This is a genomic window from Mycobacterium sp. KBS0706 (assembly GCF_005938675.2).
Lineage (GTDB): Bacteria > Pseudomonadota > Alphaproteobacteria > DSM-16000 > Inquilinaceae > Inquilinus.
Genome location: NZ_VCCH02000029.1, coordinates 1 through 25267, shown reverse-complemented (window position 1 = coordinate 25267; position 25267 = coordinate 1). Strand labels below are relative to the sequence as shown.

Annotated in this window: 28 protein-coding genes and 1 riboswitch; of the genes, 13 read left to right on the top strand and 15 right to left on the bottom strand. The window is 69.6% G+C overall.

Annotated elements, in window-relative coordinates; all coding sequences use genetic code 11:
- Positions 1 to 4 precede the first annotated feature (4 nt).
- Together cimA and FFK22_RS17245 are read left to right on the top strand one after the other, a co-directional pair.
- Positions 5 to 1600: a citramalate synthase gene (gene cimA, locus FFK22_RS17250; protein ID WP_138892028.1), complete on the top strand. Its 1596-nt coding sequence runs from the start codon at positions 5 to 7 to the stop codon at positions 1598 to 1600.
- A complete protein-coding gene (locus FFK22_RS17245; RefSeq protein WP_138892029.1) occupies positions 1600 to 2376 on the top strand; it encodes an RNA methyltransferase in 777 nt (258 codons plus the stop codon). Before cimA ends, FFK22_RS17245 begins: the two co-directional genes overlap by 1 nt.
- Positions 2377 to 2542: 166 nt before the next feature.
- Here the strand turns inward: FFK22_RS17245 and FFK22_RS17240 are convergent, their stop codons facing one another.
- The 6 genes from FFK22_RS17240 to FFK22_RS43040 all read right to left on the bottom strand — a co-directional run bounded on the left by FFK22_RS17240 (position 2543) and on the right by FFK22_RS43040 (position 5724).
- Positions 2543 to 3190, bottom strand: a complete 648-nt coding sequence (locus FFK22_RS17240; protein WP_138892030.1) for an alpha/beta family hydrolase — start codon at positions 3188 to 3190, stop codon at positions 2543 to 2545.
- A gap of 8 nt (positions 3191 to 3198) precedes the next feature.
- Positions 3199 to 3666, bottom strand: a complete 468-nt coding sequence (locus FFK22_RS17235; protein WP_138892031.1) for an SRPBCC family protein — start codon at positions 3664 to 3666, stop codon at positions 3199 to 3201.
- 58 nt (positions 3667 to 3724) lie between these two features.
- The gene (locus FFK22_RS17230) at positions 3725 to 4096 is read right to left on the bottom strand and encodes a hypothetical protein (protein ID WP_138892032.1); all 372 of its coding nucleotides are present in this window, start codon (positions 4094 to 4096) and stop codon (positions 3725 to 3727) included.
- A 36-nt stretch (positions 4097 to 4132) separates the two neighbouring features.
- Entirely contained in the window at positions 4133 to 4615 is a 483-nt protein-coding gene (locus FFK22_RS17225) for a Fur family transcriptional regulator (protein WP_186002518.1), read from the bottom strand.
- 10 nt (positions 4616 to 4625) lie between these two features.
- Positions 4626 to 5312, bottom strand: a complete 687-nt coding sequence (locus tag FFK22_RS17220; protein WP_138892034.1) for a PadR family transcriptional regulator — start codon at positions 5310 to 5312, stop codon at positions 4626 to 4628.
- Positions 5313 to 5481: 169 nt separating this feature from the next.
- Positions 5482 to 5724 (bottom strand): hypothetical protein, encoded by a 243-nt coding sequence (locus FFK22_RS43040; protein ID WP_186002522.1) that lies wholly within the window; start codon positions 5722 to 5724, stop codon positions 5482 to 5484.
- Between FFK22_RS43040 and FFK22_RS17215 the strand changes: the two genes are divergently transcribed.
- The gene (locus FFK22_RS17215) at positions 5677 to 7665 is read left to right on the top strand and encodes a LodA/GoxA family CTQ-dependent oxidase (RefSeq protein ID WP_138892035.1); all 1989 of its coding nucleotides are present in this window, start codon (positions 5677 to 5679) and stop codon (positions 7663 to 7665) included. The genes FFK22_RS43040 and FFK22_RS17215 overlap by 48 nt on opposite strands.
- Positions 7662 to 8750 (top strand): NAD(P)/FAD-dependent oxidoreductase, encoded by a 1089-nt coding sequence (locus FFK22_RS17210; RefSeq protein ID WP_138892036.1) that lies wholly within the window; start codon positions 7662 to 7664, stop codon positions 8748 to 8750. Before FFK22_RS17215 ends, FFK22_RS17210 begins: the two co-directional genes overlap by 4 nt.
- Before the next feature lie 65 nt (positions 8751 to 8815).
- Here FFK22_RS17210 and FFK22_RS17205 read toward each other — a convergent pair whose 3' ends face one another.
- Entirely contained in the window at positions 8816 to 10681 is a 1866-nt protein-coding gene (locus FFK22_RS17205) for a hypothetical protein (protein ID WP_138892037.1), read from the bottom strand.
- 162 nt (positions 10682 to 10843) lie between these two features.
- Between FFK22_RS17205 and FFK22_RS17200 the strand changes: the two genes are divergently transcribed.
- The 6 genes from FFK22_RS17200 (at position 10844) to rpsD (ending at position 15810) form a co-directional block, all read left to right on the top strand.
- Positions 10844 to 11110 carry a restriction endonuclease gene (locus FFK22_RS17200; protein ID WP_138892038.1) on the top strand — a complete coding sequence of 89 codons (267 nt, stop codon included), beginning with the start codon at positions 10844 to 10846 and terminating at the stop codon, positions 11108 to 11110.
- 85 nt (positions 11111 to 11195) lie between these two features.
- Positions 11196 to 11918, top strand: coding sequence for a hypothetical protein (locus FFK22_RS17195; protein WP_138892039.1), 723 nt, complete (start codon positions 11196 to 11198; stop codon positions 11916 to 11918).
- 47 nt (positions 11919 to 11965) lie between these two features.
- A riboswitch (cobalamin riboswitch) is annotated at positions 11966 to 12185 on the top strand.
- A 33-nt stretch (positions 12186 to 12218) separates the two neighbouring features.
- Complete coding sequence (locus FFK22_RS43885) at positions 12219 to 13256, top strand: ABC transporter substrate-binding protein (protein ID WP_221938656.1); 1038 nt, start codon at positions 12219 to 12221, stop codon at positions 13254 to 13256.
- Positions 13253 to 14287, top strand: coding sequence for an iron ABC transporter permease (locus tag FFK22_RS17185; RefSeq protein ID WP_306770122.1), 1035 nt, complete (start codon positions 13253 to 13255; stop codon positions 14285 to 14287). Before FFK22_RS43885 ends, FFK22_RS17185 begins: the two co-directional genes overlap by 4 nt.
- The gene (locus FFK22_RS17180; protein ID WP_138892040.1) at positions 14284 to 15048 is read left to right on the top strand and encodes an ABC transporter ATP-binding protein; all 765 of its coding nucleotides are present in this window, start codon (positions 14284 to 14286) and stop codon (positions 15046 to 15048) included. The genes FFK22_RS17185 and FFK22_RS17180 overlap by 4 nt, the downstream gene beginning before the upstream one ends.
- A gap of 147 nt (positions 15049 to 15195) precedes the next feature.
- The gene (rpsD, locus tag FFK22_RS17175) at positions 15196 to 15810 is read left to right on the top strand and encodes a 30S ribosomal protein S4 (RefSeq protein WP_138892041.1); all 615 of its coding nucleotides are present in this window, start codon (positions 15196 to 15198) and stop codon (positions 15808 to 15810) included.
- A 70-nt stretch (positions 15811 to 15880) separates the two neighbouring features.
- On the opposite strand, the gene rarD is transcribed toward rpsD, so the two are convergent.
- Both rarD and FFK22_RS17165 read right to left on the bottom strand, forming a co-directional pair.
- Positions 15881 to 16816: an EamA family transporter RarD gene (rarD, locus tag FFK22_RS17170; RefSeq protein WP_138892042.1), complete on the bottom strand. Its 936-nt coding sequence runs from the start codon at positions 16814 to 16816 to the stop codon at positions 15881 to 15883.
- Positions 16817 to 16818: 2 nt separating this feature from the next.
- Complete coding sequence (locus FFK22_RS17165) at positions 16819 to 18105, bottom strand: MFS transporter (protein WP_221938655.1); 1287 nt, start codon at positions 18103 to 18105, stop codon at positions 16819 to 16821.
- Between the two features lie 304 nt (positions 18106 to 18409).
- On the opposite strand from FFK22_RS17165, the gene FFK22_RS44785 reads away from it, so the two are divergent.
- Positions 18410 to 18640, top strand: coding sequence for a hypothetical protein (locus tag FFK22_RS44785; RefSeq protein ID WP_186002516.1), 231 nt, complete (start codon positions 18410 to 18412; stop codon positions 18638 to 18640).
- Entirely contained in the window at positions 18553 to 19932 is a 1380-nt protein-coding gene (locus FFK22_RS17160; protein ID WP_186002515.1) for a calcium-binding protein, read from the top strand. Before FFK22_RS44785 ends, FFK22_RS17160 begins: the two co-directional genes overlap by 88 nt.
- Positions 19933 to 20006: 74 nt before the next feature.
- On the opposite strand, the gene grxD is transcribed toward FFK22_RS17160, so the two are convergent.
- The 5 genes from grxD to FFK22_RS17135 all read right to left on the bottom strand — a co-directional run bounded on the left by grxD (position 20007) and on the right by FFK22_RS17135 (position 23887).
- Positions 20007 to 20345: a Grx4 family monothiol glutaredoxin gene (gene grxD, locus FFK22_RS17155; protein WP_138892045.1), complete on the bottom strand. Its 339-nt coding sequence runs from the start codon at positions 20343 to 20345 to the stop codon at positions 20007 to 20009.
- A 21-nt stretch (positions 20346 to 20366) separates the two neighbouring features.
- Positions 20367 to 20603, bottom strand: a complete 237-nt coding sequence (locus tag FFK22_RS17150; protein WP_138892046.1) for a BolA family protein — start codon at positions 20601 to 20603, stop codon at positions 20367 to 20369.
- Position 20604: 1 nt separating this feature from the next.
- On the bottom strand, positions 20605 to 22830 hold the full coding sequence (purL, locus tag FFK22_RS17145) for a phosphoribosylformylglycinamidine synthase subunit PurL (RefSeq protein ID WP_138892047.1): 2226 nt from the start codon (positions 22828 to 22830) through the stop codon (positions 20605 to 20607).
- Positions 22827 to 23507 (bottom strand): phosphoribosylformylglycinamidine synthase subunit PurQ, encoded by a 681-nt coding sequence (gene purQ, locus FFK22_RS17140; protein ID WP_138892048.1) that lies wholly within the window; start codon positions 23505 to 23507, stop codon positions 22827 to 22829. Before purQ ends, purL begins: the two co-directional genes overlap by 4 nt.
- 161 nt (positions 23508 to 23668) lie before the next feature.
- Positions 23669 to 23887, bottom strand: coding sequence for a hypothetical protein (locus tag FFK22_RS17135; RefSeq protein ID WP_138892049.1), 219 nt, complete (start codon positions 23885 to 23887; stop codon positions 23669 to 23671).
- Positions 23888 to 24019: 132 nt separating this feature from the next.
- Between FFK22_RS17135 and FFK22_RS17130 the strand changes: the two genes are divergently transcribed.
- Positions 24020 to 24955, top strand: coding sequence for a transcriptional regulator GcvA (locus FFK22_RS17130; RefSeq protein WP_138892050.1), 936 nt, complete (start codon positions 24020 to 24022; stop codon positions 24953 to 24955).
- A 21-nt stretch (positions 24956 to 24976) separates the two neighbouring features.
- On the opposite strand, the gene FFK22_RS17125 is transcribed toward FFK22_RS17130, so the two are convergent.
- The coding region (locus FFK22_RS17125) for a dienelactone hydrolase family protein (RefSeq protein ID WP_186002514.1) at positions 24977 to 25267 on the bottom strand (291 nt) is incomplete at its 5' end.

The window sequence follows — 25267 nt, the reverse complement described above, 5'->3', positions numbered from 1 at the left end:
GACGATGAGCGAGCGGATCTGGCTGTTCGACACCACCCTGCGCGACGGGGCGCAGACCCAGGGCGTGGACTTCTCGGTGGCCGACAAGATCGCCATCGCCAGGAAGCTCGACGCGCTCGGCATCGACTATGTCGAGGGCGGCTGGCCGGGCGCCAACCCGACTGACGACGCGCTGTTCCGCGACCCGCCGAAGCTGGCCAGGGCCCGCTTCACCGCCTTCGGCATGACCCGCCGGCCGGGCCGCAGCGCCGCCAACGACCCCGGCCTGGCGGCGCTGCTGAACAGCGACGTCCAGGCGATCTCCCTCGTCGGCAAGACCTGGGACTTCCATGTCGACATCGCCCTCGGCATCCCGCGCGAGGAGAATCTCGAGCTGATCCGCGACAGCGTCGCCGAGGTGGTCGGCCGCGGCCGCGAGGTCGGCTTCGATTGCGAGCATTTCTTCGACGGCTGGAAGGCCAATCCGGACTATGCCCTGGCCTGCGCCAAGGCGGCCTATGAGGCCGGGGCGCGCTGGGTGGTGCTGTGCGACACCAATGGCGGTGCCCTGCCGCATGAGGTGACGGAGATCGTCACCGCCGTCGCCCGGCACATCCCGGGCGACCGGCTGGGCATCCACGCTCATGACGACACCGGCAACGCCGTCGCCAACAGCCTGGCGGCGGTACGGGCCGGGGCGCGCCAGATCCAGGGCACGCTGAACGGCCTGGGCGAGCGCTGCGGCAACGCCAACCTCGTCACCCTGATCCCGACCCTGGTGCTGAAGATGGGCTACGAGACCGGGGTGACCGAGGCCGGCCTGGCCTCGCTGACCGATCTCAGCCACTGGTTCGACGAGCGGCTGGACCGCGTGCCGCAATCCGGCGCGCCCTATGTCGGCGGCCGCGCCTTCGCCCATAAGGGCGGGCTGCATGTCTCCGCCATCGCCAAGGACCCGCGCTCCTACGAGCATGTGGCGCCGGAGCGGGTGGGCAACCGCCGGCACCTCGTCGTCTCCGACCAGGCCGGCCGGGCGAACATCCTGGCGCGCTTCGCCGAGATCGGCGTCGCCATCGACCCGAAGGACCGCAATGTCGACCGGCTGGTCGACCTGGTGAAGCAGCGCGAGTTCGAGGGCTATTCCTACGACACCGCCGCCGCCAGCTTCGAGCTCTTGGCCCGGCGCATGCTGGGGCAGGTGCCGGCCTATTTCGCCATGGACCGGTTCACCGTGGTTGATGAGCGGCGCTTCAATGCCCGCGGCGAGGTGGTGCAGGAATCCGAGGCCACGGTGCTGGTGCGGGTCGGCGGGACGTCCCTGCACGAAGTCTCCTTCGGCAACGGCCCGGTCAACGCGCTCGACAACGCCATGCGCAAGGCGCTGGAGCCGATCTATCCCGGCCTCAAGCCGCTGCGCCTGGTCGACTTCAAGGTCCGCATCCTGCGCTCGAACGAAGGCACGGGCGCCATGCCGCGCGTGATGATCGAGACCGAGGATGCCGACGGCACGCGCTGGTCGACGATCGGCGTCTCGACCAATGTCATCGACGCCTCCTTCGAGGCGCTGGGCGACAGCTTTACCTATGCGCTGCTGCGGGCCGGCGCCGCGGCCCCCGTCTGATGGCCGGCACCGACCAGACCCGCGACTCGCTGCTGGGCGGCCCGGCGATCATCCTGATCGAGCCGCAGATGGGCGAGAACATCGGCACCGCCGCCCGGGCGATGCTGAATTGCGGCCTGGCTGACCTGCGCCTGGTGCGGCCGCGCGACGGCTGGCCCAACCCGAAGGCGGTGCCGACCGCCTCCGGCGCCGACGCCGTGATCGACCATGTCCGGGTGTTCGAGCGGACCGAGGACGCGATCGCCGGTCTCGGCGCCGTCTACGCCACCACGGCGCGGCTGCGCGACCAGCTGAAGCCGGTGGTGACGCCGCGCCGGGCGGCCGCCGAGATGCGGGCATACCATGCCGCGGGCACCGGCTGCGGCATCCTGTTCGGGCCGGAGCGCACCGGCATGACCAATGACGACGTCGCCCTGGCCGATGCCGTGATCAACGTGCCGCTGAACCCGGCCTTCTCCTCGCTGAACCTGGCCCAGGCGGTGCTGCTGGTGTCCTATGAATGGTTCACCGCCGGCGACGCGACGCCGGAGCGGCGGCTGGACTATGAGGAGGACGCGCCGCCGGCGACCAAGGACCAGCTGGTCAACATGTTCGAGCATCTCGAGGAGGCGCTGGACGCCGGCAACTTCTTCCGGGTGCCGGAGAAGCGGCCGAGCATGCAGCGCAACATCCGCGCCTTCCTGCAGCGCGCCCAGCTGTCGGAGCAGGAGGTGCGGACCCTGCACGGCATGATCGTCGCCCTGTCCGGCCGGCGGAAGGGATCGGGCGACGAATAACGCCGCTTCAAACAATAAGTGAATCAACAATAGTGTCATCCTCGGGCTTGACCCGAGGATCCAGGGGCTTTCATGAGCCGCCCTCGGTGGCCCCTGGATTGCCGGGTCAAACCCGGCAATGACAAATATGGGGTTCGCCTTTATTTGGACCGAGCATTTTCCAAGCTCATCCCACTGACCTGATGATCCGATCCGCCCAGTCCGACACGGCAGCAGCCACCGTCTTCAGATGGTCGGCGGCGGTGAAACCGGAGACGCTCTTGCGCGGCTTCAGGTCGTGGTCGCCATCCTCCAGCCACAGCAGCTCGATCCGGTCGGACAGGGCGTAGCCGGCGACCTCGTCGCGGGTGCCGAACGCGTCGCGCGTGCCCTGGCAGATCAGGGTCGGCGTCGCCAGCCCGGCGAGATGCGCGGTGCGCAGCTGCGCCGGCTTGCCCGGCGAGTGGAACGGATAGCCGAGGCACAGCAGCCCGGTGATACGGCCGGCCGCGTGCAGCTCGTCCGCGGCCATCGAGGCCACGCGGCCGCCCATCGACTTGCCGCCGATGATCAGCGGCCTGGTGGCGCCGAGGGCGTCGACCGCCGCCCGGTACTCCGGGATCACGGTCTCGGCCCGCGGCGGCGGCTTGCGCTGCCCCTGGCGCCGCGCCGCCATGTAGCCGAACTCGAACCGCGCCACCCGGAACCCGGCCCCTGCCAGCGCCACAGCCGCCGCGGTCATCGCGGCCGAATCCATCGGCGCGCCGGCGCCATGCGCCAGCAGGATGGTGGTGCGGGCCTCCGCCGGCCCGTCGATGAGGAAGTCGACCGCCATCGGCCCTTTCACTCCGTGAAGGCGGCCAGATTGGCCAGGGTCGACCCCATGCCCTCCTGGTGATCCTCGGGCCGGATCCCGTCGGGGACGTTCTCGCAGCGGATGGACACCTCGGTGCCGCCCGGGACGGCGGCCAGGGCGGTGGTGATCGTCATGGCGCCGGCGAAGGCGGGATCGTCGGAGTCGAACTCGACCACCTCCACCACCCGCCGGTCCAGGACCAACTCCAGGAACCGTCCCTCGACCACATCGGCGTGCTCGGAGGTCTTGCCGCGCAGCTCAGGCCCGGTGTCGATATAGGTCAGGGACATGCGGTAGCGGCCGCCTTCGCGGCCGTCGAAGGCCAGCATCTCGCCTTTCATGCCCTCGGGCGGACGCCACGCCACGAGCGCCTCCGGGTCCATCAGCGCCCGATAGATGGCGTGCGGCGACGCCATGATGATCCTCGATGCGGAATCGACCCGACCGGCTGCCATGGCATCCTCCTCTTCGCGACGCCACCGTACATCGCCCGGCGGAGCAACGCGAAGCGGCTCAGGCCAACAGGGACGCGAGGGCCGTCAGCCCGATCCCGGTCAGGAACGGCCAGCCGATATGGCGGCCGCGGCTGGAGAGGGCAGTGAACGCGCCGATGGCGGTGAAGATCGCGCCGGTCCCGACCGCTGCCCACCAGCGCACCGCAGTCGGATCCAGGACCAGCACGGCCAGGATCAGGGCGATGACTATCCAGGCCACGCTGGTGATGTGCCAGGCGAAGCGGAGCACGAAGCGGGCGAGGGGGCTCTTCAGGATGCCGTCATGGCGGGCCAGAACCGGGCTGATCAGCCGTCGCTCTCCCACCACGGAATGAACGACGGCGGTGACCACCAGCAGCAGCGCCGCCGCGAGAAGCAGAGCATCCGACATCAGGCTTCCTCCGTCGAGGCCGGGCCAGGCGCGGCGTCAGGAACCGATCCGGAGCCGGGCGGGCGCCGGCCAGGCCGGGCCGGCCGGCGCCGCGTCGGCCAGCGGCGCATCGGGATGCAGCTTCTCGACCTCGAGCTCGAACCGGGCGCGGACCAGGCGGTAGCCGAACTGGCGCAGAATGTCGGCCAGGGCGGCGCGCAGCTGGATGTCGCCCAGCGTCAGCGTCTCCACCCGCGGCGCCGGTTGGGCGGTCGGGCCGATGGCCAGGCGCTGCGGGGCCTCGTCGCGCCAGCCGGCGATGCCGGTCCGGCGCAGCGCCGCCAGGAAGCGGTAGACGGTGGCCAGGCTGATCCGCGGGTCCAGCCGGCGCGCCCGACCCAGGATCTCCTGGGCGTCGAGCGCGCGATCGGCCTCGGCCAGCACCGCCAGCAGGATGCGGCGCGGCCGGGTCGGCCGCAGCCCGGCGTCGCGCAACCGGGCCAGGGCCGGGGCGGGGCAGGGAAGGAGGGCGGGGCTCATGCCGCCGCCCTCAGCCGCGCCGGATCTCGGCCGCCGCCCGGGCCAGGATCTCGACGATCCGGGTCTCGGCATCCGGGTCGGCGCCAGCCTCGAGCTTCTGCGTCGCCGCCTCGCGCAGATTGTCCAACGCCGCGATCACCAGCGACGGCAGCCGGCTGGACCGATCGCGCTCGCGGTCCCGCTCGCCGCCCATCATCTTGTTGATCCAGGCGATCTTCTCGCCGGCCGCAGCCAGCCGGCCCAGCACGGCGTCGACGATGCCGCGGTTGGCGTCGAGATAGGCGCGGCCCTCATCGGTGATGGTGTAGAGCTTCTTGCTGCCCTCGGCCACGACCGTGACGTAGCCGGCTTCCTCGAGATAGGTCAGGGTCGGGTAGACCGTGCCCGGGCTCGGGCTGTACCAGCCGCCGGTCTTCTCCTCGATCAGCTTGATGATCTCGTAGCCGTGGCGCGGCTGCTGCTCGATCAGCGCCAGGGCCAGCAGGCGCAGGTCGCCCTGGGCCAGCATCCGGCCGGCGCGCATCAGGTCGCCCCCGCCGCCGAAGCCTCCCCCGAAGCCGCGGCCGCCGAAGCCGCCGCCATGGCCCCACATCCGGCCGCCGCGGCCCCGGCCGCCGGCCCACATCTCGTCGCCGCCGCCACAATCGCCGCGGTGGCCGTGTTCGTCGCGATGACCGCGATGATGTCTTCCGAACATCGAACTCACTCCATGATTTTCGATATATCGTAAGATATGGCGAATTTGGATCGGTTTCAAGATATATCTTAAGATGCGTCTTGGCTGACCGGACGCAGGCATGGAACTGCCGTCATTGCCGGGCAGGAGGACGGCTTCGAGGTGGCGTGCCGATGCGAAGGCTCGAGGATCACGGCACGCCTTTGGTCGGGGCGAAGGGGGCGACGCCATAGGTCTCAGATGTAAGTTGCAAGGCAAGAGCGCCGTGATAGCATCGCCATGTCTTGCCGCATTGAAATGGCAATTGAATAAAATGCCGGATTAATCCGGCGATCAAGCTCAATTGTAGTATTGCGCCATACTCGAATTCTGAGAGGAGAGGAATATGAGCCCCTCTGATCGCGACGACGCGATTGTGCGTGCGGCCATCCATCCCGGGATCGGCATTTCCCGGATCGGCGACAGCAAGTCGGATTTCTTTATCGGGCCGGAGGTGGTCGATCCGCCGCCATCGAAAGCGCCGCCGCCATCTTTCTATCGCGACGCGACCGGGGCGATCAAACGCCAGGCCGCCCGTTTTCGGCTCTACGGCTACAATGCCGCGGGGCAGGTGGTGCGCGAGCTGACGTCGGACAGCGCCGATATCACCTGGACGGTTCACCTCGTGAACCGTAAGGCGCAGTGGTTTCAATTCCAGTATGCGCTCGACATCCCCGAGGCCGTGAACGCGCCCGACAACGCCTTCCCGCTGCGGAACCCCAAGGTCCAGGACCGCACGAAGCTCGCGATCGATCCCGGTCCCCGCAGCATTTCCGGGCGCTCGGTCTCAGGCGGGCCCGACCATGCGTTCGATACCGGAACCTTCCAGGCCGCCGGCCCGCAGCCCGTCACGGTCCCGCTCGGGGAGATCCGGACCGACGAGCACGGGCGTCTCCTCGTGCTCGGCGGCACCGGCAATTCCGGCTCTCCGACGGGGGCGCCGGTCTATGACCCGGCCGTACCGACCAGCTTCAACAACGCCGACGACTGGTACGACGACACGTCCGACGGCCCGGTCACGGCCAAGGTGTCGGTCGACGGCGTGGAGCTTCCGGTCGAGCCCGCCTGGGTGGTCGTGGCGCCGCCGAACTACGCGCCGGACGTGGTGAGCTGGCGGACCATGTACGACCTCCTGGCCGATGTTTTCGTCCAGGCCGGCCAGCTGAATGCACCGGAGACGCCGTCGTTCAGCCGCGACATCCTGCCGATCCTGAACCGGCTGTCGCGGCTGGGATGGGTCAACAAGGGCTTCGCCGCCTATTTCGGCAAGGGCGGGCCGATGGATTTCGACAATCCGGAGTTCGTCGCCAAGCTGGTGCGCAAGCCGAGATTGCCGCACGAGGCGGATCCCTATGCGGAGCTCCGCCGCGCGATCTACCATTGTTTCCGTCCCCCGCAGCCGAGCGTCTCCGAGCCGGTGGACTGGCCGCATGTCTGGCCATGGATCTACGGGGATGCCTTCGGCAGCTTTCCCGACAACGGCCCGGGCAACATGCTGCCCATGACCGGGCTGCAGGACGCCCTGCTCCGGTCCTGGGTGGAAGGCCGGTTCGTCGCCGACTGGCCCGCGGCCGTACCGCCGTTTGCCTCGCTCGAGGAGGTGCCGTTGGCGGAGCAGCCGCAGATGCTGGACCAGGCGGCGCTGCACTACTGCCTCGCCGACACCTTCCATCCGGGCTGCGAGATGACCTGGCCGATGCGCCACGCCACGCTCTACGCGAAACCCTTCCGCATCCGCCATCGTGCGGCCGGTGCGCCGGAGCCGCACGACGGCACGACCCTGACGCCGATCAAGGCCCAACGCGTCGACGGGCCCCTCTACGCCCAGAGCCCCGGCGACATCACGCGCTGGATGGCGCTTCCCTGGCAGGGCGACACGGCGTTCTGCCGGTCGGGATACGACCCGGACTTCGACCCCTATGTGCCGACATTCTGGGCGGCGCGCGTGCCCAACCAGGTGCTGACGGAGGAAGACTACCGCAAGGTCGTCGATCCGTCGCTGGAGCGGGAGGAGCGGATCGCCGCCTATAGTCAGCGGCGGGCCTGGCTTCGGGCGATCCAGGTGCCCGATCCGGTGACCACGATGATGCAGATGATCAAGCATTTCGGTGAGCTCGGCATCGTCGAGGTCAGGCCGGGCGTGAAGAACGATCCCGACATTCCGGAATATCTCTATGTCGAGACGCTCGCCGCCGGGCGCATCCGGGAGGCGGCGCAGCAGGCGACCGCACTGCTGGCAACAGCCGGGCGGCCGCTCACGAACGTCGAGAAGGCCGGTTGGGCGAGCCGCGAACAGCTCGATGCGTTCCGGGCGGTCCGCGTTCGCCGGCGATGACGCCGCGGGGGGCCGGGCGCTGGGACGTTCTCGTCGCCGGCGCCGGCCCGGCCGGTGCGACCGCCGCGCGCGTCCTGGCGCGCAGCGGTCTCTCCGTGCTGATGGTGGATCGCCTGGTGAAGGCGACGCCCAAGATCGGCGAGACCCTGCCCGGGGCGGCCCTCCGGCTGCTGGGCCGTCTCGGCCTTGATGGCATCGTGGCGGCGCTCCAAGGATCTCGAGCGCCTCATTGGCCGGTCGGCGGATCGCTCGTCGCGTGGGGCTCGGACGTCCTGGTGCCGACCGACGCGCTGAGAGACCCAGCGGGGCGCGGGCTGCGCCTCGACCGGCGGAGGTTCGACGCGGATCTCAGGGCCGCGGGCATTGCCGCCGGCGCCGTGCATCGGCTGGCCGACGTCGTCGCGGTCGCCCGAGCCGGCGAGGAATGGATCGTCGAACTCGACGACGGGGGTATGGCCCGAGCGGCGTGGATCATCGACGCGACCGGGCGGCGCGCCCGCATCGCCCGGCTGCTCGGCTGCGCCCGGCGGCGTGCCGCCCCATTGGTCGCTCTCTATAAGACCGGGTTGCCCAAGCGGAACGCCGATCTCGATCGGACCGTCATCGAAGCACGGCCGGACGGCTGGATCTATGCGGGACGGCTCGGCACGGGCCGCTGGGCGTTCGGTTTTCACACGGAGCCTCGGGAGGCGGCCCGCCTGAGGTCGAGCTCCGGCGAGCAGATCCTCGCGGACGCTCCCGGGCTCGAGGCGTTGCTTGGCTCCGTGCGTTTCGACGCCGACGTGGTGGCGCTCGATGCCAGGGGCGGCATGCTCGACACGCCATGCGGCGCGGGTTGGATCTCGTGCGGCGACGCGGCGCTCTCCTTCGACCCGATTGCCGGCCAGGGCCTGTTCAACGCACTTCGCTCCGGGATGGCCGCCGCCGAAGTGGTCGCCGGGGCGATGGCAGGTCGTGCGGAGCCGGGCCGCTATATCGATGAGATGGCGCAGGCCGCCCGGATCTATGCCACCCGCCGCCGCGAACTCTATCGAGCCGAGCGGCGATGGGCCGCTCGGCGCTTCTGGCAGGGGCAGGCGGCCTGACTCTTGGCCGCCGCGCCATGAGTGAACGCAATGTTCGACTGTTCCTCGCCGGTTTTCGCGAGTGCCTATGCGATCCGGTTGTAGCGCAGATAGACCTCGTACCGGCTGTCCTCGTCGTCGGCGACATACTCCCGGAACTCGCGATAGGTCAGCGCGGTCTTGTCCAGCGGCGTCACCACCACTTCGAGATCCTGCGGCGATTGGTGCGTGGTGATCCCGCCCGTGGGCACATCGACATTGGTCAGTTCCGCCAGCTCGATCACCGAGAAGCCAATGGCGTCGTCCATGATCAGGTCCGCCGGTGCCCAGCGCGCAATGACCGCGATGATGGCAATGCCGATCACCGCGGCGATGGCGATCGCGATCGCGCCCTTGATGAAGCCGAGGGCCTTGATCGCTGCGCCCGCCCCGGCCGTCAGCGCCTCTTTCAGCTTGTCCCAGGCCCGGCTCAGATAGTCGACGAAGGCGTCCTGGAAGTCGTTCAGCTGCTCGCGGAACGCCCGCTCGCTGTCGACCTCGAAGCCGACCACGCTCATCGCCATCCCGAGTGCGGGCAGGGCCTGGATGAAGACGGGTTGGTCGATCGTCCGGTTCTCGCCCGAATCGACATCGCCGAAGCGCTTGGTCAGCTTCTGCAGCGAGCCGGTCGACCCGTCCGCCAGCAGCTCCGCTGCCAGGAAGGTGAGCGCCACCTCGTCCGAACCGAAGGATTGCGGCGACGTCTCCTCCCGGGCGCGCATCCGCTCGGCGACGATCTGGAACCGCGCCGTTGCCGGCGGCACGATGTTGATGAACTCGCTGTTGGACAGCACCGTCGGCCCGAAGATCGGGAACCCGGTGGTGTTCGGCATCGCCAGCTGCAGCTCATAGATCCCCGGCGGCAGGTCGTCCGGCACGACGAAGCTCGCCTGGTCCTTCACGCGGCAGTCGCGGATGAGCACGGTCTGCCCGCCGACGACCTCGTTCAGCGGCGTGGTCAGGTCGCCGAAGACATGCGCATCCACCTCCGCAGCGCCGGCCCCGACCCGTGCCTTCAGCCGCACCTTCATGTCGATATTCATGAAGTTGACGCCGCTCAGCATCACGCTGTCGCCATTGGCGATGTCGGGCACCCGGGCGCAGACCTCGTCGGGCAATTGGTTGCCGGGGCAGTTGCCGGTCTGGACGCTGCAATTCTGCCGGATGACTCCGTCGGAGCCGAGGATGAGCGTGCAACTCTGCTGGATTTCCCCCGGCAGCCGGTCGCCCAGCGGAATCGGCGGCCGGTGCGATGAGGTGCGCAGGTCATTGACCCGGCAGATCTGAAGCTGCGCCTCGAAAAATTCGCCTCCTGGATCGAAGAACCGATTTCGGCCCGGTCGCTCCTCCAGCGCGGTGACGTCCCCGAACGCGGCTTCGGCGGCCCGCAGCGTGATCTCCCGGACCACCGCCGCGGTCAGCGTGGCCGTATCCACCGGCTTGGCGGGATCGGCGAGGATCGAGGGATCGAGCCCGGCGTCGCGCAGATCCGCAGGCGTCGTCTCATAGCTGTCGACGGCGCAGGCCAGAACGCCCCGGACCGACGGCGACATGGCAGCGAAGACCGGAAACACCGCGGCTTCGAAATCGTTGGCCGCGCTCGCCCCCGCCAGGTGCCGCCGTGCCGTCTGGAAGAACGACGCGGCCAACGCGCTGGGGACGGAGCTGCGGGAGCGCAGCCGCTCGAGCTTGGTGGCGCGGCTCTGCTTCGGCTTGCAGCCGAGCCCGAGCGGGATGCAGGCACCCTCGGTCCGCGGTGGCGGGCAGTCACGCGGGCATTCGGGCTCCGTCGGCGTCTTGTCCTCCGCGCAGCACGCGTGGATATGGACGTCACCCTTGCTCTCGATATGAATATCGACCCGACAATGCGCGGTGCCGTCAGGATCCTTCGATCCGCGCGTATCTTGCGTCATTTCAGCCTCCTAGGCAGTCATCGAACGTGCGACGGACTTGTCGGAGGACTGACTCCCGAGACTTGCGTCTGCTTGCTCCGGCGCCGGCACGGGCCGGCGCGAGATCGATTTTTTCTAAAACTAGCAAGAAATTGTAATTAATAATCTAACAGGCGAATGAAAATGTCAACATGCTGGGACAGCCGGCCCGACGTCCAGGCCTTCGTCGGCAGCCTCGTCGGTCGTGGCGCGACCAAGGGCGTCTTCGTCACGACCTCCGGCTTCAGCCAGCAGGCGAAGGACTTCGTCCAGCATCTGGCGCAGCGCGTGATCCTGATCGACGGCCAGCGTCTCGCCGACCTGATGATCGAGCACAATGTCGGAGTCCGCATCAGCCGGGCGGTCGAGTTCAAGCGGTTGGACGAGGATTTCTTCACCGAGGACGAGTGACGCCGGCCAGGCAGCACCCCCCCGGATACGAGCGAACGCAGAGTCCATATTGCTTTAGCTTGCGACTATGTTCATGATATGTTCTATGGACAAGACGCAAACCGATCAGGATGCGGGCGAGACCCAGCCCTCCGATGCCGACCTGAACTGGACGGGATGGGTGCTGGAGAAGCTGCGCGAGGTGGTCGACATGGACATCCGAGCCAAGCGGATGGCCCTGCAGCAGCAAACGGTGACGCCCGCAGGGCGGGAGGAGGCGCCGGATTTCGCGCTGATGCAGTCGCGCCTGTCCCGTTCGATACGCCTGTCGATCGCCATGGCCGAGCGGGTCCGCGGCGAACATCTGCATCGCAGAGGCAAGGCCAAGGAGTCGGGGGCGCAAGAGCGCCGCCGCCGGCGGCGGGAGCAGGCGGTGCGGGCGGTGGTCGAGGCGGTCACCGCCGCCGAAACGGCGGACCTCGCCGGGGCCGGCCAGACCGCCGATCCCGAAGCGACCGAACGCCTGCGGGCCGAGGTGTGGGAGAGGCTGGCCGAGGACGAGGTGCTGGACGTCCGCATCGATACGCTGACGCCCGACGAATTCGTGCGGGAGATCTGCCGCTGGCTGGGCCGGCGGCTGGACCCGAGCCGGCTGCCGCAGGGCTGGGACGACGTCCTCGAGGCCGATGACAATGCCGGCTCGTCCGGCGCGGAACCGGAAGGCATCGTCGCGACCGAGGCCGAGGCCGGGGACGATTGGCCTGAACAGCCGGACACGCTCGAAGACGGAGGCCCGCCGCCCAAGGCCCCGCAGCCGGACAGCAGCTGAGCTTGTCCGGGATCTCCGCCCCCGATTGACCGGCTCTCGGCGTCGCTGATACACATCGCGGCGACGGTTCCCATCCGGGATCAAAAGGGAACACGGTGGCGCTCCTCCAGGGGCGGAATCCGTGGCTGCCCCCGCAACTGTCAGCGGATCGCCGAGCGTCCTCGCGGCCCCTCCAGGGCCATGCCACTGCCCGCGGCGCGGGTGGGAAGGCAGGCGCGAAGCCATGATCCGCGAGCCAGGAGACCTGCCGTCGCAGCGCAATCCGTTTTCCGGGCGGGGTGGCCCGGGCAGGAGGCTTCCGTGGCGGCAATCCGATCCTTCCCTTCGCGTGTCCTGGCCCTGGCCGGGCTGGCGGCGCTTCTCGCCCTGTCGCCGGCGGCTTCGGCCGAGCCGACGCAGTATCCGCTGACGATCCGCAACTGCGGCGTCGACGTCACCTTCGCCAAAGCGCCGCAGCGCGCCGTGTCGATCGGGCAGAGCAGCACCGAGATCCTGCTGTCGCTCGGCCTGGCCGACCGCATCACCGGCACCGCCGTCTGGTTCGGCCCGGTGCTGAAGGCGTACGAGGCGGCGAACGCCAGGATCCCGCGCCTGGCCGACAACGACCCCAGCTTCGAATCGGTGGTCGGGCAGGAGCCGGAGCTGGTGACGGCCCAGTTCGAGTGGCATGTCGGGCCGCAGGGGTCGGTCGGCACCCGCGAGCAGTTCGCCGCCCTCGGCATCCCGACCTACATCTCGCCGGCCGACTGCGTCGCCAAGGACAATTCCGGCGGCGGCGACGGCGTGCGCAAGCAGCTGTTCAGCATGGATCTCGTCTATCAGGAGATCCGGGACCTGGCGCGGATCTTCGACGTCGCCGACCGCGGCGAGGCGCTGGTCGCCGGCCTGCAGCAGCGCGAGGCCGCCGCCATCGCCTCTGTGGCGGAACTCCAGGCCGGCAACGTGCCGGTGGTGTTCTGGTTCTCCAGCAAGGAGGTCGACGGCGAAGCCTTCGTCGCCGGGAAGAACGGCGTGCCGGCCTACATCCTGCAGCAGCTCGGCGCCCGCAACGTCATCACCACGGAGGAGGAGTGGCCACTGGTGAGCTGGGAGCGCATCGCCGCCGCCGATCCCGCGATCATCGTCATGGCCGAGATGAGCCGCCGCCGCTACCCGGCCGACGACACCGCGGTGAAGCAGAACTTCCTCGCCACCGACCCGGTGACCAGCCGGCTGGAGGCGGTGCGGGACAAGCGCATCGTGGTGATGGACGTGCAGGCGATGCAGCCCTCGATCCGCGCCGTCGACGGCATCGAGGCGCTGGCCCACGGCATCAAGAGCTTCGGGCTCGGGGGGTGAGGCCGCTCCTCGGCGATGGCTGGGGCGGCCGCGCGCTGCTGGCCGTGCTGTCCCTGGCGGCGCTGGTCGCGGCCATCGCCCTGGCCGCCTCGATCGGCGAGATGGCGATCCCGCTGGCCACCACGGGGCAGGCGCTGGCCAACCGGCTGTTCGGCGCCGGCTTCGCGCTCAGCCCGATCCAGGAAGGCGTCGTCTGGGACTACCGGCTCAGCCGCGCTTTGGTCGCGGCCTGCTGCGGCGCGGCGCTGGCCCTGTCCGGCGCGATCCTGCAGGCGCTGCTGCGCAACCCGCTGGCCGAGCCCTATGTCCTCGGCATCTCCGCCGGGGCCTCGACCGGCGCCGTGGCGGTGATGATCGCCGGCTTCGGCGGCGGCGCGGTCTCGCTGTCCGGCGGCGCCTTCATCGGCGCCGTCCTCGCCTTCGCCCTGGTGTCGCTGCTGGCGGCGGGGGGCGGCGGCGGCACCGACCGCATCATTCTGGCCGGCATCGCCGGGTCGCAGCTGTTCAACGCGGTGACCTCGACCATCGTCACCACCTCGGCCAACGCCGAACAGGCGCGCGGCGTGATGTTCTGGCTGCTCGGCAGCCTCGGCGGGGTGCGCTGGCCGGACGTGCAGGTCGCGGCGCCGGTCGCGGCGATCGGCTTCGTCCTCTGCCTCCTGCACGCCCGCGCGCTCGACGCCTTCACCTTCGGGGCGGACGCCGCCGCCTCGCTCGGCATCGCCGTGACCCGGGTGCGCGTGGTGCTGTTCGCGGCGACCGCGGCGATGACGGCGGCCATGGTCAGCATCGTCGGGTCGGTCGGCTTCGTCGGCCTGGTCATTCCCCACGCGGCGCGCTTCCTGGTCGGGCCCGGCCATGCCCGGCTGCTGCCGGCCACGGCGATGATCGGGGCGATCTTCATGGTGCTGGCCGATATCGTCTCGCGCGTCATCATCCCGCAGCAGATCCTGCCGATCGGCGTGGTCACGGCGCTGTTCGGCGCCCCGGCCTTCGCCGTGCTGCTGTATCGGGCGAGGCGGGCGGCATGACCATCGCCACACACGATGTGCGCTGGGCCGCCGGCGGCCGGATGATCGTCGACGGCGTCACGCTGCAGGCGGCGCCCGGCCGGATGCTGGGCCTGCTGGGCCCGAACGGCGCCGGCAAGTCCACCCTGCTGCGCCTGATCTGCCGCCTGCGGCGGGTGGAGAGCGGCGTGATCACGCTGGGCGGGGCTGACATTGCGGATCTGCCCCGCGCGGCCATCGCCCGCCGCGTCGCCCTGGTCGAGCAGCAGGCGGCGACCGATGCCCAGGTGACGGTGCTCGACGTGGTGCGGCTCGGCCGCACGCCGCATCGCGGCCCGCTGTCGCCCTGGACCGACCGCGACGACGCGGCGGTGCAGGACGCGCTGAGCCGGGTCGGGCTGGAGGGCCGGCGCGCCCAGCCCTGGCACACGCTCTCCGGCGGCGAGCGGCAGCGGGTGCAGATCGCGCGCGCCCTGGCCCAGACGCCGACCGAGCTCTTGCTGGACGAGCCGACCAATCATCTCGACGTGCAGCACCAGCTCGAGATCCTGGCGCTGGTCGGCAGGCTGCCGGCGACCAGCATCGTCGCCCTGCACGACCTCAACCTGGCCGCCATGTTCTGCGACGCCGTGGCTTTGCTGCGGGACGGGCGGGTGGTCTGCGCCGGCGCGCCGGAGGAGATCCTGACCCAGGCGCGGATCCGCGAGGTGTTCGGCGTCCGCGCCCATGTCGAGCGGTCGCCGCATCATGGCCGGCCCCATATCCACTATCTTCCGGGCTGAACATGGCTTCAGGCTTGACATCCGGGCCGGAATGGCGTTCTTCACCGCTTCCATTCCTGGGAACGTGGGTCCGGCGCATGAGCCGGCGCCCCGCCTTGCCTTTGGCAGGGCCTACCGGGACAACATGAGAGAAAAGGGATCGCGCGCGTGAGCAAGCGCCTGAATTCGAAGCACAAGATCGACCGCCGTCTCGGCGTCAACCTCTGGGGCCGTCCGAAGAGCCCGCTGAACAACCGCGAATACGGCCCGGGCCAGCATGGCCAGCGGCGCAAGAAGCCGACCGATTTCGGCACGCAGCTGATGTCCAAGCAGAAGCTGAAGGGCTACTACGGCAACATCGGCGAGAAGCAGTTCCGCCGCCTGTTCGAAGAGGCCGTGCGCCGCAAGGGCGATACCGGCGAGAACCTGATCGGCCTGCTGGAGCGCCGCCTGGACACCGTCGTGTACCGGATGAAGTTCGTGCCGACCGTGTTCGCCGCCCGCCAGATCGTCAACCACGGCCATGTCCTGGTCAACGGCAAGCGCCTCAACATCGCGTCGTACCAGGTCAAGGACGGCGACGTGATCGAGATCAAGCAGAAGTCGCGTGAGCTGCCGGTGATCCTCGGCGCCATCTCGTCGTCCGAGCGCGACGTGCCGGACTACATCGAGGTCGACCACGGCAGCTTCAAGGGCAAGGTGATCCGCAGCCCGGCCCTGGCCGACGTGCCGTACCCGGTCCAGATGGAACCGAACCTGGTGGTCGAGTTCTACAGCCGCTGATCTGAGCCGGCTGTCCAGCGACGAGAAGGGGCGCCCTCGGGGCGCCCCTTTTGATTCGGAGGCGAGCCTCTCAGCCGACGCCGTGGCGCGGCGCCACCGGCAGCCGCGCGCGCCGGGTGGCGTCGAAGGTGAACAGGGCCAGCCCGGCCCAGATGAAGGCGAAGGTCACCAGGGTCGCCGGCCGCAGCGGCTCCTCGAACACCAGCGTGGCCAGCACCAGGTTGATGCTCGGCGCCAGGTATTGCAGCAGCCCGACGGTCGACAGCGGCAGATGCCGCGCCCCGATCATGTACAGCACGATCGGCAGGCCGGTGATCAGGCCGGACGCCATGATCGCCAGCGACATCACCCAGCCCTCGCCGCCGGCCGCCACCGGGCCGAAGGCGCCGCCGCCCCGGCTCCACAGCCACAGCAGATAGGCCAGGCAGGCCGGCAACAGGAAGCCGGTCTCGACCATCAGCCCGACGAAGGGGTCGATCTTCTCGCGCTTGCGGATCAGGCCGTAGAAGCCCCAGGTCGAGGCCAGGACCAGCGCGATCCACGGGATCTCGCCGGCACCGATCACCGAGACCACGACGCCCGCCGCCGCCAGCACGACGGCCGCGACCTGCAGCCGGCCCAGCCGCTCGCCCAGGAAGGCGACGCCGAGCAGGACGTTGAGCAGCGGGCTGAGGTAGTAGCCGAGCGCCGACTGCACCAGATAGCCGTTCAGCACCGCCCAGATGAACACGCTCCAGTTGACGGTCATCAGCGTGGTGGTGGCGCAATAGGTCAGGAAGCGGCGGCGGCTGCGCAGCACGTCGCCGATCTCGCGCAGCCGTCCCAGGGCCAGCAGCAGCAGGCCCAGCATGACGACGCTCCACAGGATGCGGTGCGCCACGATCTGCCAGGGGCCGATATGCTCGACCGCCTTGAAGTACAGCGGCGCGAAGCCCCAGATCACGAAGGCGCTGAGCGCCGCGCCGGCCCCGAAGCTGATGCGGCTGGAATGCACGTCGGCGGCCATGGTCAGCGTCGAACGGCTTGGGCCGAAACCAGCCGGTCGCGGCCGGCGCCGAGGCCGGCCAGGGCCGCGACGGCGCTGATCGCCAGCACCAGCAGGCCGGCCGCGGTCCAGCCGCCGGTCCAGTCGTGCAGCAGCCCGATCAGCAGCGGCCCGCCGGAGGCCAGGGTGTAGCCCACGCCCTGCGACATCGAGGAGAGATGGGCCGCGACATGGGCATCCGGCGTGCGCAGCACCACCAGGGTCAGCGCCACGGCGAAGGCGGCGCCCTGGCCGATGCCGAGCAGCACGATCCACAGCCAGACCGTGCCCAGCGGCGCGAAGATGCAGCCCAGGAACCCGGCGAGCGAGAACGCCATGCACAGCGCCGCGGCCAGCTTCTGGTCGCGGCCGCGGGTGGCCAGCGACGGCGCCACCAGCGCGGCGGCGACTTGGACCATGATCGAGACCGAGACCATGATCCCGGCGGCGACGCCGTCGACGCCGCGGTCGCGCAGGATCGGGGCCAGCCAGCCGAAGACGCTGTAGGCCAGTGACGACTGCAGCCCCATGAACAGCGTGACCTGCCAGGCCAGCGGGTCGGTCCACAGGCCGCGGACGGTGAAGCCGGCATGGGCGGCCGGGCCGTGGCGAGGCGGGATCTGGGTCAGCCAGACCACGGCGGCGATGATCGCCGGGATGGCCCAGAAGGCCAGGGCGGTGGCCCAGGACCCGTCGGCGGTCCTGGCGAGCGGCAGGGTGCTGCCGGCGGCGATCGCGGCGCCGGCGCACAGCGCCATGGTGTAGACGCCGGTCATCAGCGCGGCCTTGTCCGGGAAGTCGCGCTTGACGATCCCCGGCAGCAGCACGTTGGTGACGCCGATGCCGGCGCCGGCCAGGACGGCGCCCAGCAGCAGGGCAGGGGTGGTGCCCAGGCCGCGCAGCGCGGTGCCCAGGGCCAGCACCAGCAGCAGCGCCAGGATCGCGCGCTCGGTGCCGAGCCGCCGGCTGATCCGCGGCGCCAGCACCCCGAACAGGCCGAGGCAGACCACCGGCGCCGTGGTCAGCAGGCTGGCGGTGCCGGCGGAGATGCCGGTATCGGCGATGATCTCCTTCAGCACCGGGCCCAGGCTCGACAGGGCCGGGCGGAGGTTGAGCGCGATCAGCACCAGGCTGACGACCAGCACCCACCCGGCCTTCAGCGGCGTCGCCGGCGCCGGGACGTCATCGACCTCGGCGTCGATCAGCAACTCGTCAGCGAGGGCAGGGGGCACGACCCGAGCCTTCCGATCCTGCTCGGCTGTCGACACCACGGGCGTCCTCCTGGCCTCGAAACGATATCCGCCCCGGCGGATCGCGGGGCGGTTGGCCGCCATTCTTGACCGAAGAGGGCTGCCGGCGCCCGTCCCACCTCGTCATGCCTGGGTCCAGGGCTCGGCATGGCCAGCGCCGACTCGAAAACCGTCCACCATACACTTCGAGTCGAGATCGCGCACCCTCTGTTCGGCTGATGCCGAACGGAGGGTTTCCAAGCAGGTTGAGTGTTCCTCTCCAGGCCGTCCGCCGCACCGGAACCGGCCGGGAGATCCTGCGGTTTGAACGGAAGGCATAGTCACGATGGCGATCATTCCAGGAACTGCCGGCAACGATTCCCTGAACGGGACTGCCTTTGCCGACACCATCGACGGGCTGGCGGGGAACGACACGCTGCGCGGATATGGCGGCAACGATATCCTCCGCGGGGCATCGGCACGGACTACATGTATGGCGATGTCGGTGACGACCGGATCGAGACCGGCGGGGGCGGCGGCGACTACGGCTATGGCGGCGACGGCGCCGACACCCTGATCGGGTCGGCCGATGCCGAGACCCTCTACGGCGACGCCGGCAACGATGCCATCTACGGCCAGGCGGGCAACGACACGATCTATGGCGGTGCCGACAACGACACGCTCAGCGGCGGCGACGGCGACGACTACATCGCCACCGGCGCCGGAATCGACAAGGTCGATGGTGGTGCCGGCATCGACACGCTCTATGTCGACCGCAGCGGCACCGCCACCGGGGTGACCTTCACCCTGAACGGCGCCACCGGCAGCGACGGCAGCTGGGCGGTCAACATGGAGTTGATGACCTACTATGCCGGGACGGGCAACGACACCATCACCGGGGCCGGCGGCAACGACACGGTCTATGGCGGCGACGGCACCGACGTCCTGAACGGGGCTGGCGGCAACGACAACCTCAATGGCGGAGTCGGCAGCGACACGCTCGGCGGCGGCGACGGCAATGACAACCTCTCGGGGAATGACGGCAACGACACCCTCCGTGGCGGCGCCGGCACCGACTACATGTACGGCCAGGCCGGCGATGACCGGATCGAGACCGGCGGGGGCGGCAACGACTACGGCTATGGCGGCGACGGCACCGACACCCTGGTCGGGTCGGCCGATTCCGAAAGCCTCAGCGGCGATGCCGGCAACGACACCCTCGCCGGGGCGGCCGGCAACGACTGGCTCTATGGCGGGGCCGACACCGACGTCCTCCGGGGCGATGCGGGGGCCGACCACCTCGATGGCGGTACTGGCATCGACACCGCCAGCTACTACACCGGCATGGTCGGGGTGGCGGTCAGCCTCGTCACCGGCACCGGCAGCGGCGGCGACGCCCAGGGCGACGTTTTGAGCGGAATCGAGAACATCTCCGGCAGCCAGGGCAGCGACAGCCTGGTCGGGAATGCCGGCGCCAACACCCTGCAGGGCTGGAACGGCAACGACGTGCTCACCGGGGGCGACGGCAAGGACACGCTGACCGGTGGCGCCGGGGCTGACCGCTTCGTCTACGCCGGCATCGGCCAGAGTCCGGTGGGCGCCAATGCCGATCGGATCACCGATTTCAGCCACGCCCAGGGCGATCGCATCGATCTTTCGGCGATCGACGCCAGCACCGCCGTTGCCGGCAACCAGGCCTTCAGCTTCATCGGCTCCAGCCTGTATACCGGCGTCGCCGGCCAGCTGCGCTACACCCAAGGGGCGGGAGTCGTCATCATCGCCGGCGACGTCAACGGCGACGGTGCGTCCGACTTCCACATCCAGCTGACGGGCACCGTCGCCCTGGTATCGGCCGACTTCGTGCTGTAACGGCCGGCCCGGGCCGACATGACAATGCCCGCCCCGGAGGGGGCGGGCATCTGTCCGGATCGAAGCGGAGGACCTCAGCCCTGGGCGGCGACGGCGATGCCCTTGCCTTCCAGCAGCTCCTGCAGCTCGCCGGTCTGGAACATCTCGCGGACGATGTCGCAGCCGCCGACGAACTCGCCCTTGACGTAGACCTGCGGGATGGTCGGCCAGTTCGAGAATTCCTTGATGCCCTGGCGCAGGCTGGGGTCGGTCAGGATGTCGATGCCCTTGAACGGCACGCCGAGATGGGTCAGCACCTGCACCACCGCAGCGGAGAAGCCGCATTGCGGGAACACCGGGGTGCCCTTCATGTAGACGACGACGTCGGTGCCGCTGATGTCGCTGCGGATGCGCTCGAAGACGGGATTGTCCATGGGGTACTCGCTGGCTGAGGGTCAGGCTTCGGCGGCGGTGGTGTGCAGCATCAGCGCGTGCAACTCATTGCCCATCCGGCCGCCGAGGGCCTGATAGACCATCTGGTGCTGCTGCACGCGGCTCTTGCCGGTGAAGGCGTGGCTGGTGACATAGGCGGCATAGTGGTCGCCGTCGCCGCGCAGATCCTCGATCCGCACCTCGGCGCCGGGCAGGCCGTCCTTGATCAGGCGGACGATCTCCGCCGGGTCCATCGCCATCTCACGCCTCTCCAGCCTGGACGATATCGGTCATGTATCCGGGCAGCCACGCCTCGTTGACGCGGCGCAACTCAGCCACGGATATGGCACTGCCGTCGCCGCGCTTCAACACGTCGCCACCGGTGCGGCCGATGATTTGGGCGGGGACGCCCGCGGCGTGGGCCCGCGCCATCAGCGCCTCGCCGTCGGCAGCGGTCACCAGGTAGCGACCCTGGTCCTCGCCGAACAGCGGCCCGGCCTCGGCCGGCAGATCCACGGCGGCGCCGATCCGCCCGGCCATCGCCATCTCCGCCAGGGCGACGTAGACGCCGCCATCAGACAGATCGTGGCAGGCCGTGACAGTGCCGTCCTGGATCAGAGCGCGAACGAAATCGCCGTTGCGGCGCTCGGCCGCCAGGTCGACCGGCGGCGGCGCGCCATCTTCGCGGCCATGGATCTCGCGGGCGTAGAGCGAGGCACCGAGATGACCCTTGCTTTCGCCAATCAGAACAATGGCTTCGCCGGCGGCCTTGAAGCCGAGGCGGACGTGCCGCCCGCCATCCGCGATCAGGCCGACGCCGCCGATCGCCGGGGTCGGCATGATGCCTTCGCCCGAGGTCTCGTTGTAGAGCGAGACATTGCCGGAAACGACAGGGAAATCAAGCGCCAGGCAGGCGGCCTTCATGCCCTGGATGCAGCCGACGAACTGGCCCATGATCCGCGGCTTCTCGGGGTTGCCGAAGTTCATGTTGTCGGTGATCGCCAGCGGCAAGGCGCCGGTGGCCGTGAGATTCCGCCACGCCTCGGCCACCGCCTGGGCGCCGCCGGCCTCGGGGTTGGCCAGGCAATAGCGCGGCGTGCAATCGGTGGTGATGGCCAGGATCTTGCCGGTGCCGTGCACCCGCACCAGCGCCGCATCGGCTTGGCCGGACAGGGCGACGGTGTCGGCGCCGACCTGGCTGTCATACTGCTCCCAGATCCAGCGCTTGGACGCGAGGTCGGGGCAGGCCAGAAGGCGGGTCAGCACCGCCTCCGCCGTGTCCGGCAGGGGCAGGGACGCGGCCGCGATCTCCGGCTGCTTCGGCGTCGGCTCCCACGGCCGGGCGTAGTTCGGCGAGGCATCGACCAGCTCCGCCACCGGCATGTCGGCCCAGGTGCGGCCGTGCATCTTCAGCACCATGCGGCCGGTGTCGGTGACCCGGCCGATGACGGCGAAGTCCAGCTCCCATTTGCGGAAGATCGCCTCGGCCTCGGCCTCGCGGCCGGGTTTCAGCACCATCAGCATCCGCTCCTGGCTCTCCGACAGCATGATCTCGTAGGGGACCATGCCGGTCTCGCGCTGCGGCACATGGTCGAGATCCAGCTCGATGCCGCAGCCGCCCTTGCTCGCCATCTCGACCGAGGACGAGGTCAGGCCGGCCGCGCCCATGTCCTGGATGGCGACGATGGCGTCGGTCGCCATCAGCTCCAGGCAGGCCTCGATCAGCAGCTTCTCGGTGAAGGGGTCGCCGACCTGCACGGTCGGGCGCTTCTCTTCCGACGCCTCGTCGAACTCGGCCGAGGCCATGGTGGCGCCGTGGATGCCGTCGCGCCCGGTCTTGGAGCCGACATACACCACCGGGTTGCCGATGCCGCCGGCGGCCGAATAGAAGATCTTGTCGGTCGAGGCCACGCCCACGGTCATGGCGTTGACCAGGATGTTGCCGTTGTAGGAGGCGTGGAAGTTGGTCTCGCCGCCCACGGTCGGCACGCCGACGCAATTGCCGTAGCCGCCGATGCCGGCGACGACGCCCGCCACCAGGTGCCGGGTCTTGGCGTGGTCCGGGCTGCCGAAGCGCAGAGCGTTCATGTTCGCCACCGGTCGCGCGCCCATGGTGAACACGTCGCGCAGGATGCCGCCGACGCCGGTCGCCGCGCCCTGATACGGCTCGATGAAGCTCGGGTGGTTGTGGCTCTCCATCTTGAAGATGGCGGCCTGGCCGTCGCCGATATCGATCACGCCGGCGTTCTCGCCGGGGCCGCAGATCACCCAGGGCGCGGTTGTCGGCAACTGCTTCAGCCAGCGGCGGGACGACTTATACGAGCAGTGTTCCGACCACATCACCGAGAAGATGCCGAGCTCGGTCAGCGTCGGCATCCGGCCCATGATCGTCTGGGTCAGGGCGAACTCGTCGGCGGTCAGGCCGAATTCGGCCGCCAGAGCCTGGGTGACTTCCGGTTCCTGGGGGGCGTTGGACGGATGAGTCATGAAAGGATCTGCGCCAGGCCTTCGAACATGGCACGGCCGTCGGTGTTGCCGTGTTCCGGCTCCGCGGCGCGCTCGGGGTGGGGCATCATGCCGAGCACCCGCCGGTTCTCGGACAGGATGCCGGCGATGTCGTTCAGGCTGCCGTTCGGGTTGCCGCGGCCGTCCTGGTCGGCGATGTAGCGGAAGGCGACGCGGTCTTCGTCCTCCAGCCGCTTCAGCGTGTCCGGGTCGGCGAAGTAGCAGCCGTCATGGTGCTGGATCGGGATGCGCACCGTCTGCCCGGCATTGTAGCCGCGGGTGAACGGGCTGTTCGAGGTCTCGACCCGCATCGCCACGGGGCGGGAGACGAATTTCAGCCCGGCGTTGCGCAGCAGGGCGCCGGGCAGCAGCCCCGCCTCGGTCAGGATCTGGAAGCCGTTGCAGATGCCGACGGTCGGCACGCCGCGGGCCACCGCCTCGCGGATCGCACCCATGATCGGCGACTGCGCCGCCATGGCGCCGGAGCGGAGATAGTCGCCGTAGGAGAAGCCCCCGGGGATGGCGATCAGGTCGGTCGGCGGCAGCTCGGTGTCGCGATGCCAGACCATGTGGGTCGGCCGTCCGGTCGCGTGGGAGAGTGCCACGGCGAGGTCTCGGTCGGCGTTCGATCCCGGGAAGACGATGACGGCGGCTTGCATGGCCGGGATTTACCGGTCCTGCCGGGCCTTGGCAAGGGTGCAGCGGGCTGTGCTGGCATGCATGGCATTGCGGCCTCGGCACTGCGATGCGCGGACAAGAAAATGGCCGACTCCGCAGGGTGACGGGGCCGGCCGGCAAGGTCAGTCGCAGGGGGATGAGGCTACAGGCGGAGAAGCAGGTCGCGCGGGTCGCTGGCGGGGGTAGGGCCATCGACGCCGATGTCGCGCAACATGTGGTCGTCCAGCGCCTCGACCGGCAGCCGGGTGAGGCGCCGGACACCCAGCGTGGCCGCGGCGGCGCCGATCAGGGCACGCAGTCCGAAGCGGCTGGTCGGCAGGGTGGCGCGATGCTGGACGTGGTCGGTGCAGGCGGTCGTCATGGCATGTCCCTTTCCGGCAGGCGTTCGATCGGTCATCGGGAATGCCTTGAAGATCGCGCTCTGGAGAACAAACCGCAAACAGGATATTCTCGTGGACGGGATAAGAGAATCTTTCGACCCGGTGAGGGAACCATGCGCCGTCGCCTGCCGCCGTTGAACGGTATCCGCGCCTTCGAGGCCTCGGCCCGCCACGAGAGCTTCACCCGCGCGGCCGAGGAGCTGTCGGTGACCCAGGCCGCGGTCAGCCAGCAGGTGCGCCGGCTGGAGGATTGGCTCGGCGCCAAGCTGTTCGACCGCACCGAGGGCGGGCTGGAACTGACCGACACCGGCCGGACCTATCTGCCGGTGCTGCGCGACGCCTTCGACGCCATCGCCGAGGCGACGGCCAGGATCCGGCCGCCGCCGCATTCCGGCATCCTCACCGTGTCGGCGATCCCGTCCTTCATCCGCAAATGGCTGGTGTCGCGGATGCCGTCCTTCAACGAGCAGCAGCCGGAGATCGACGTCAATCTCGACGCCGAGTCCCGGCTGGTCGATTTCAGCCGGGACCGTGTCGACTGCGCCATCCGCTTCGGCAGCGGCGCCTGGGATGGGGTGGTGGCGGAGAAGCTGTTCTCCGAGGACACCTTCCCGGTGTGCAGCCCGGCGCTGGTCGAGGCCGGGCTGTGCCGGCTGGAGGACCTGCGCCGCTTCCGCCTGCTGCACGACGAGACGCTGGTGCAGTGGAAGCACTGGCTGCGGGCGGCGGGGATGGAGGAGCTCGGCTGGGTCCGCGGGCCGCGGACGCAGGATTCGGCGCTCCTGATCCAGATGGCGATCGAGGGCCAGGGCGTGGCGCTGGCGCAGCGGGTGCTGGTGATGGACGACCTGCGCGCCGGCCGGCTGGTGCGGCCCTTCGAGCTGTCGCTCAAGAGCGACCATCTGAAGAGCGACTACGCCTATTATTTCGTGGCGCCGCCGACCGCCCTCAGCAGGCCGCTGGTGCGGGCGTTCCGCGACTGGCTGTTCGCCGTGGCGGCGGAGGCCGAAGCGTCGCCGGAGGAGCCGATGGCGCTGCCGGCGGCATAGCGCCGCCGGCTTTGTCCGGAACTATGCCAGCGCCTCGTCGAACACGGTCAGCAGCCGCTTCCAATGCCGCTCGGCGCCGGTCTCATTGTAGACGCTGTGGTCGGGCACCGCCCAGCCATGCGCCATGCCGACATAGTTCTCGATGATGTGGTCGACGCCGCCCCGCCGCAGCGCCTCGGCCAGCCGGGCCGACTGCTCCGGCGGGAAGCTGTTGTCGACCTCGGCGACGCCGACATAGACGCGGGCCTTGATCCTGTCGGCGAGCAGATGCGGGCTGTCGGCCGCCTCGCCGGCGAGATTACCGCCATGAAA

Bases quoted from the DNA above. Each gene is read 5' to 3' on its own strand.
- cimA (WP_138892028.1), top strand. From the start codon at position 5: ATGAGCGAGCGGATCTGGCTGTTCGACACCACCCTGCGCGACGGGGCG.
- FFK22_RS17245 (WP_138892029.1), top strand. From the start codon at position 1,600: ATGGCCGGCACCGACCAGACCCGCGACTCGCTGCTGGGCGGCCCGGCG.
- FFK22_RS17240 (WP_138892030.1), bottom strand. From the start codon at position 3,190: ATGGCGGTCGACTTCCTCATCGACGGGCCGGCGGAGGCCCGCACCACC.
- FFK22_RS17235 (WP_138892031.1), bottom strand. From the start codon at position 3,666: ATGGCAGCCGGTCGGGTCGATTCCGCATCGAGGATCATCATGGCGTCG.
- FFK22_RS17230 (WP_138892032.1), bottom strand. From the start codon at position 4,096: ATGTCGGATGCTCTGCTTCTCGCGGCGGCGCTGCTGCTGGTGGTCACC.
- FFK22_RS17225 (WP_186002518.1), bottom strand. From the start codon at position 4,615: ATGAGCCCCGCCCTCCTTCCCTGCCCCGCCCCGGCCCTGGCCCGGTTG.
- FFK22_RS17220 (WP_138892034.1), bottom strand. From the start codon at position 5,312: ATGTTCGGAAGACATCATCGCGGTCATCGCGACGAACACGGCCACCGC.
- FFK22_RS17215 (WP_138892035.1), top strand. From the start codon at position 5,677: ATGAGCCCCTCTGATCGCGACGACGCGATTGTGCGTGCGGCCATCCAT.
- FFK22_RS43040 (WP_186002522.1), bottom strand. From the start codon at position 5,724: ATGGATGGCCGCACGCACAATCGCGTCGTCGCGATCAGAGGGGCTCAT.
- FFK22_RS17210 (WP_138892036.1), top strand. From the start codon at position 7,662: ATGACGCCGCGGGGGGCCGGGCGCTGGGACGTTCTCGTCGCCGGCGCC.
- FFK22_RS17205 (WP_138892037.1), bottom strand. From the start codon at position 10,681: ATGACGCAAGATACGCGCGGATCGAAGGATCCTGACGGCACCGCGCAT.
- FFK22_RS17200 (WP_138892038.1), top strand. From the start codon at position 10,844: ATGTCAACATGCTGGGACAGCCGGCCCGACGTCCAGGCCTTCGTCGGC.
- FFK22_RS17195 (WP_138892039.1), top strand. From the start codon at position 11,196: ATGGACAAGACGCAAACCGATCAGGATGCGGGCGAGACCCAGCCCTCC.
- FFK22_RS17180 (WP_138892040.1), top strand. From the start codon at position 14,284: ATGACCATCGCCACACACGATGTGCGCTGGGCCGCCGGCGGCCGGATG.
- rarD (WP_138892042.1), bottom strand. From the start codon at position 16,816: ATGGCCGCCGACGTGCATTCCAGCCGCATCAGCTTCGGGGCCGGCGCG.
- FFK22_RS44785 (WP_186002516.1), top strand. From the start codon at position 18,410: ATGGCGATCATTCCAGGAACTGCCGGCAACGATTCCCTGAACGGGACT.
- FFK22_RS17160 (WP_186002515.1), top strand. From the start codon at position 18,553: ATGTATGGCGATGTCGGTGACGACCGGATCGAGACCGGCGGGGGCGGC.
- grxD (WP_138892045.1), bottom strand. From the start codon at position 20,345: ATGGACAATCCCGTCTTCGAGCGCATCCGCAGCGACATCAGCGGCACC.
- FFK22_RS17150 (WP_138892046.1), bottom strand. From the start codon at position 20,603: ATGGCGATGGACCCGGCGGAGATCGTCCGCCTGATCAAGGACGGCCTG.
- purL (WP_138892047.1), bottom strand. From the start codon at position 22,830: ATGACTCATCCGTCCAACGCCCCCCAGGAACCGGAAGTCACCCAGGCT.
- purQ (WP_138892048.1), bottom strand. From the start codon at position 23,507: ATGCAAGCCGCCGTCATCGTCTTCCCGGGATCGAACGCCGACCGAGAC.
- FFK22_RS17135 (WP_138892049.1), bottom strand. From the start codon at position 23,887: ATGACGACCGCCTGCACCGACCACGTCCAGCATCGCGCCACCCTGCCG.
- FFK22_RS17130 (WP_138892050.1), top strand. From the start codon at position 24,020: ATGCGCCGTCGCCTGCCGCCGTTGAACGGTATCCGCGCCTTCGAGGCC.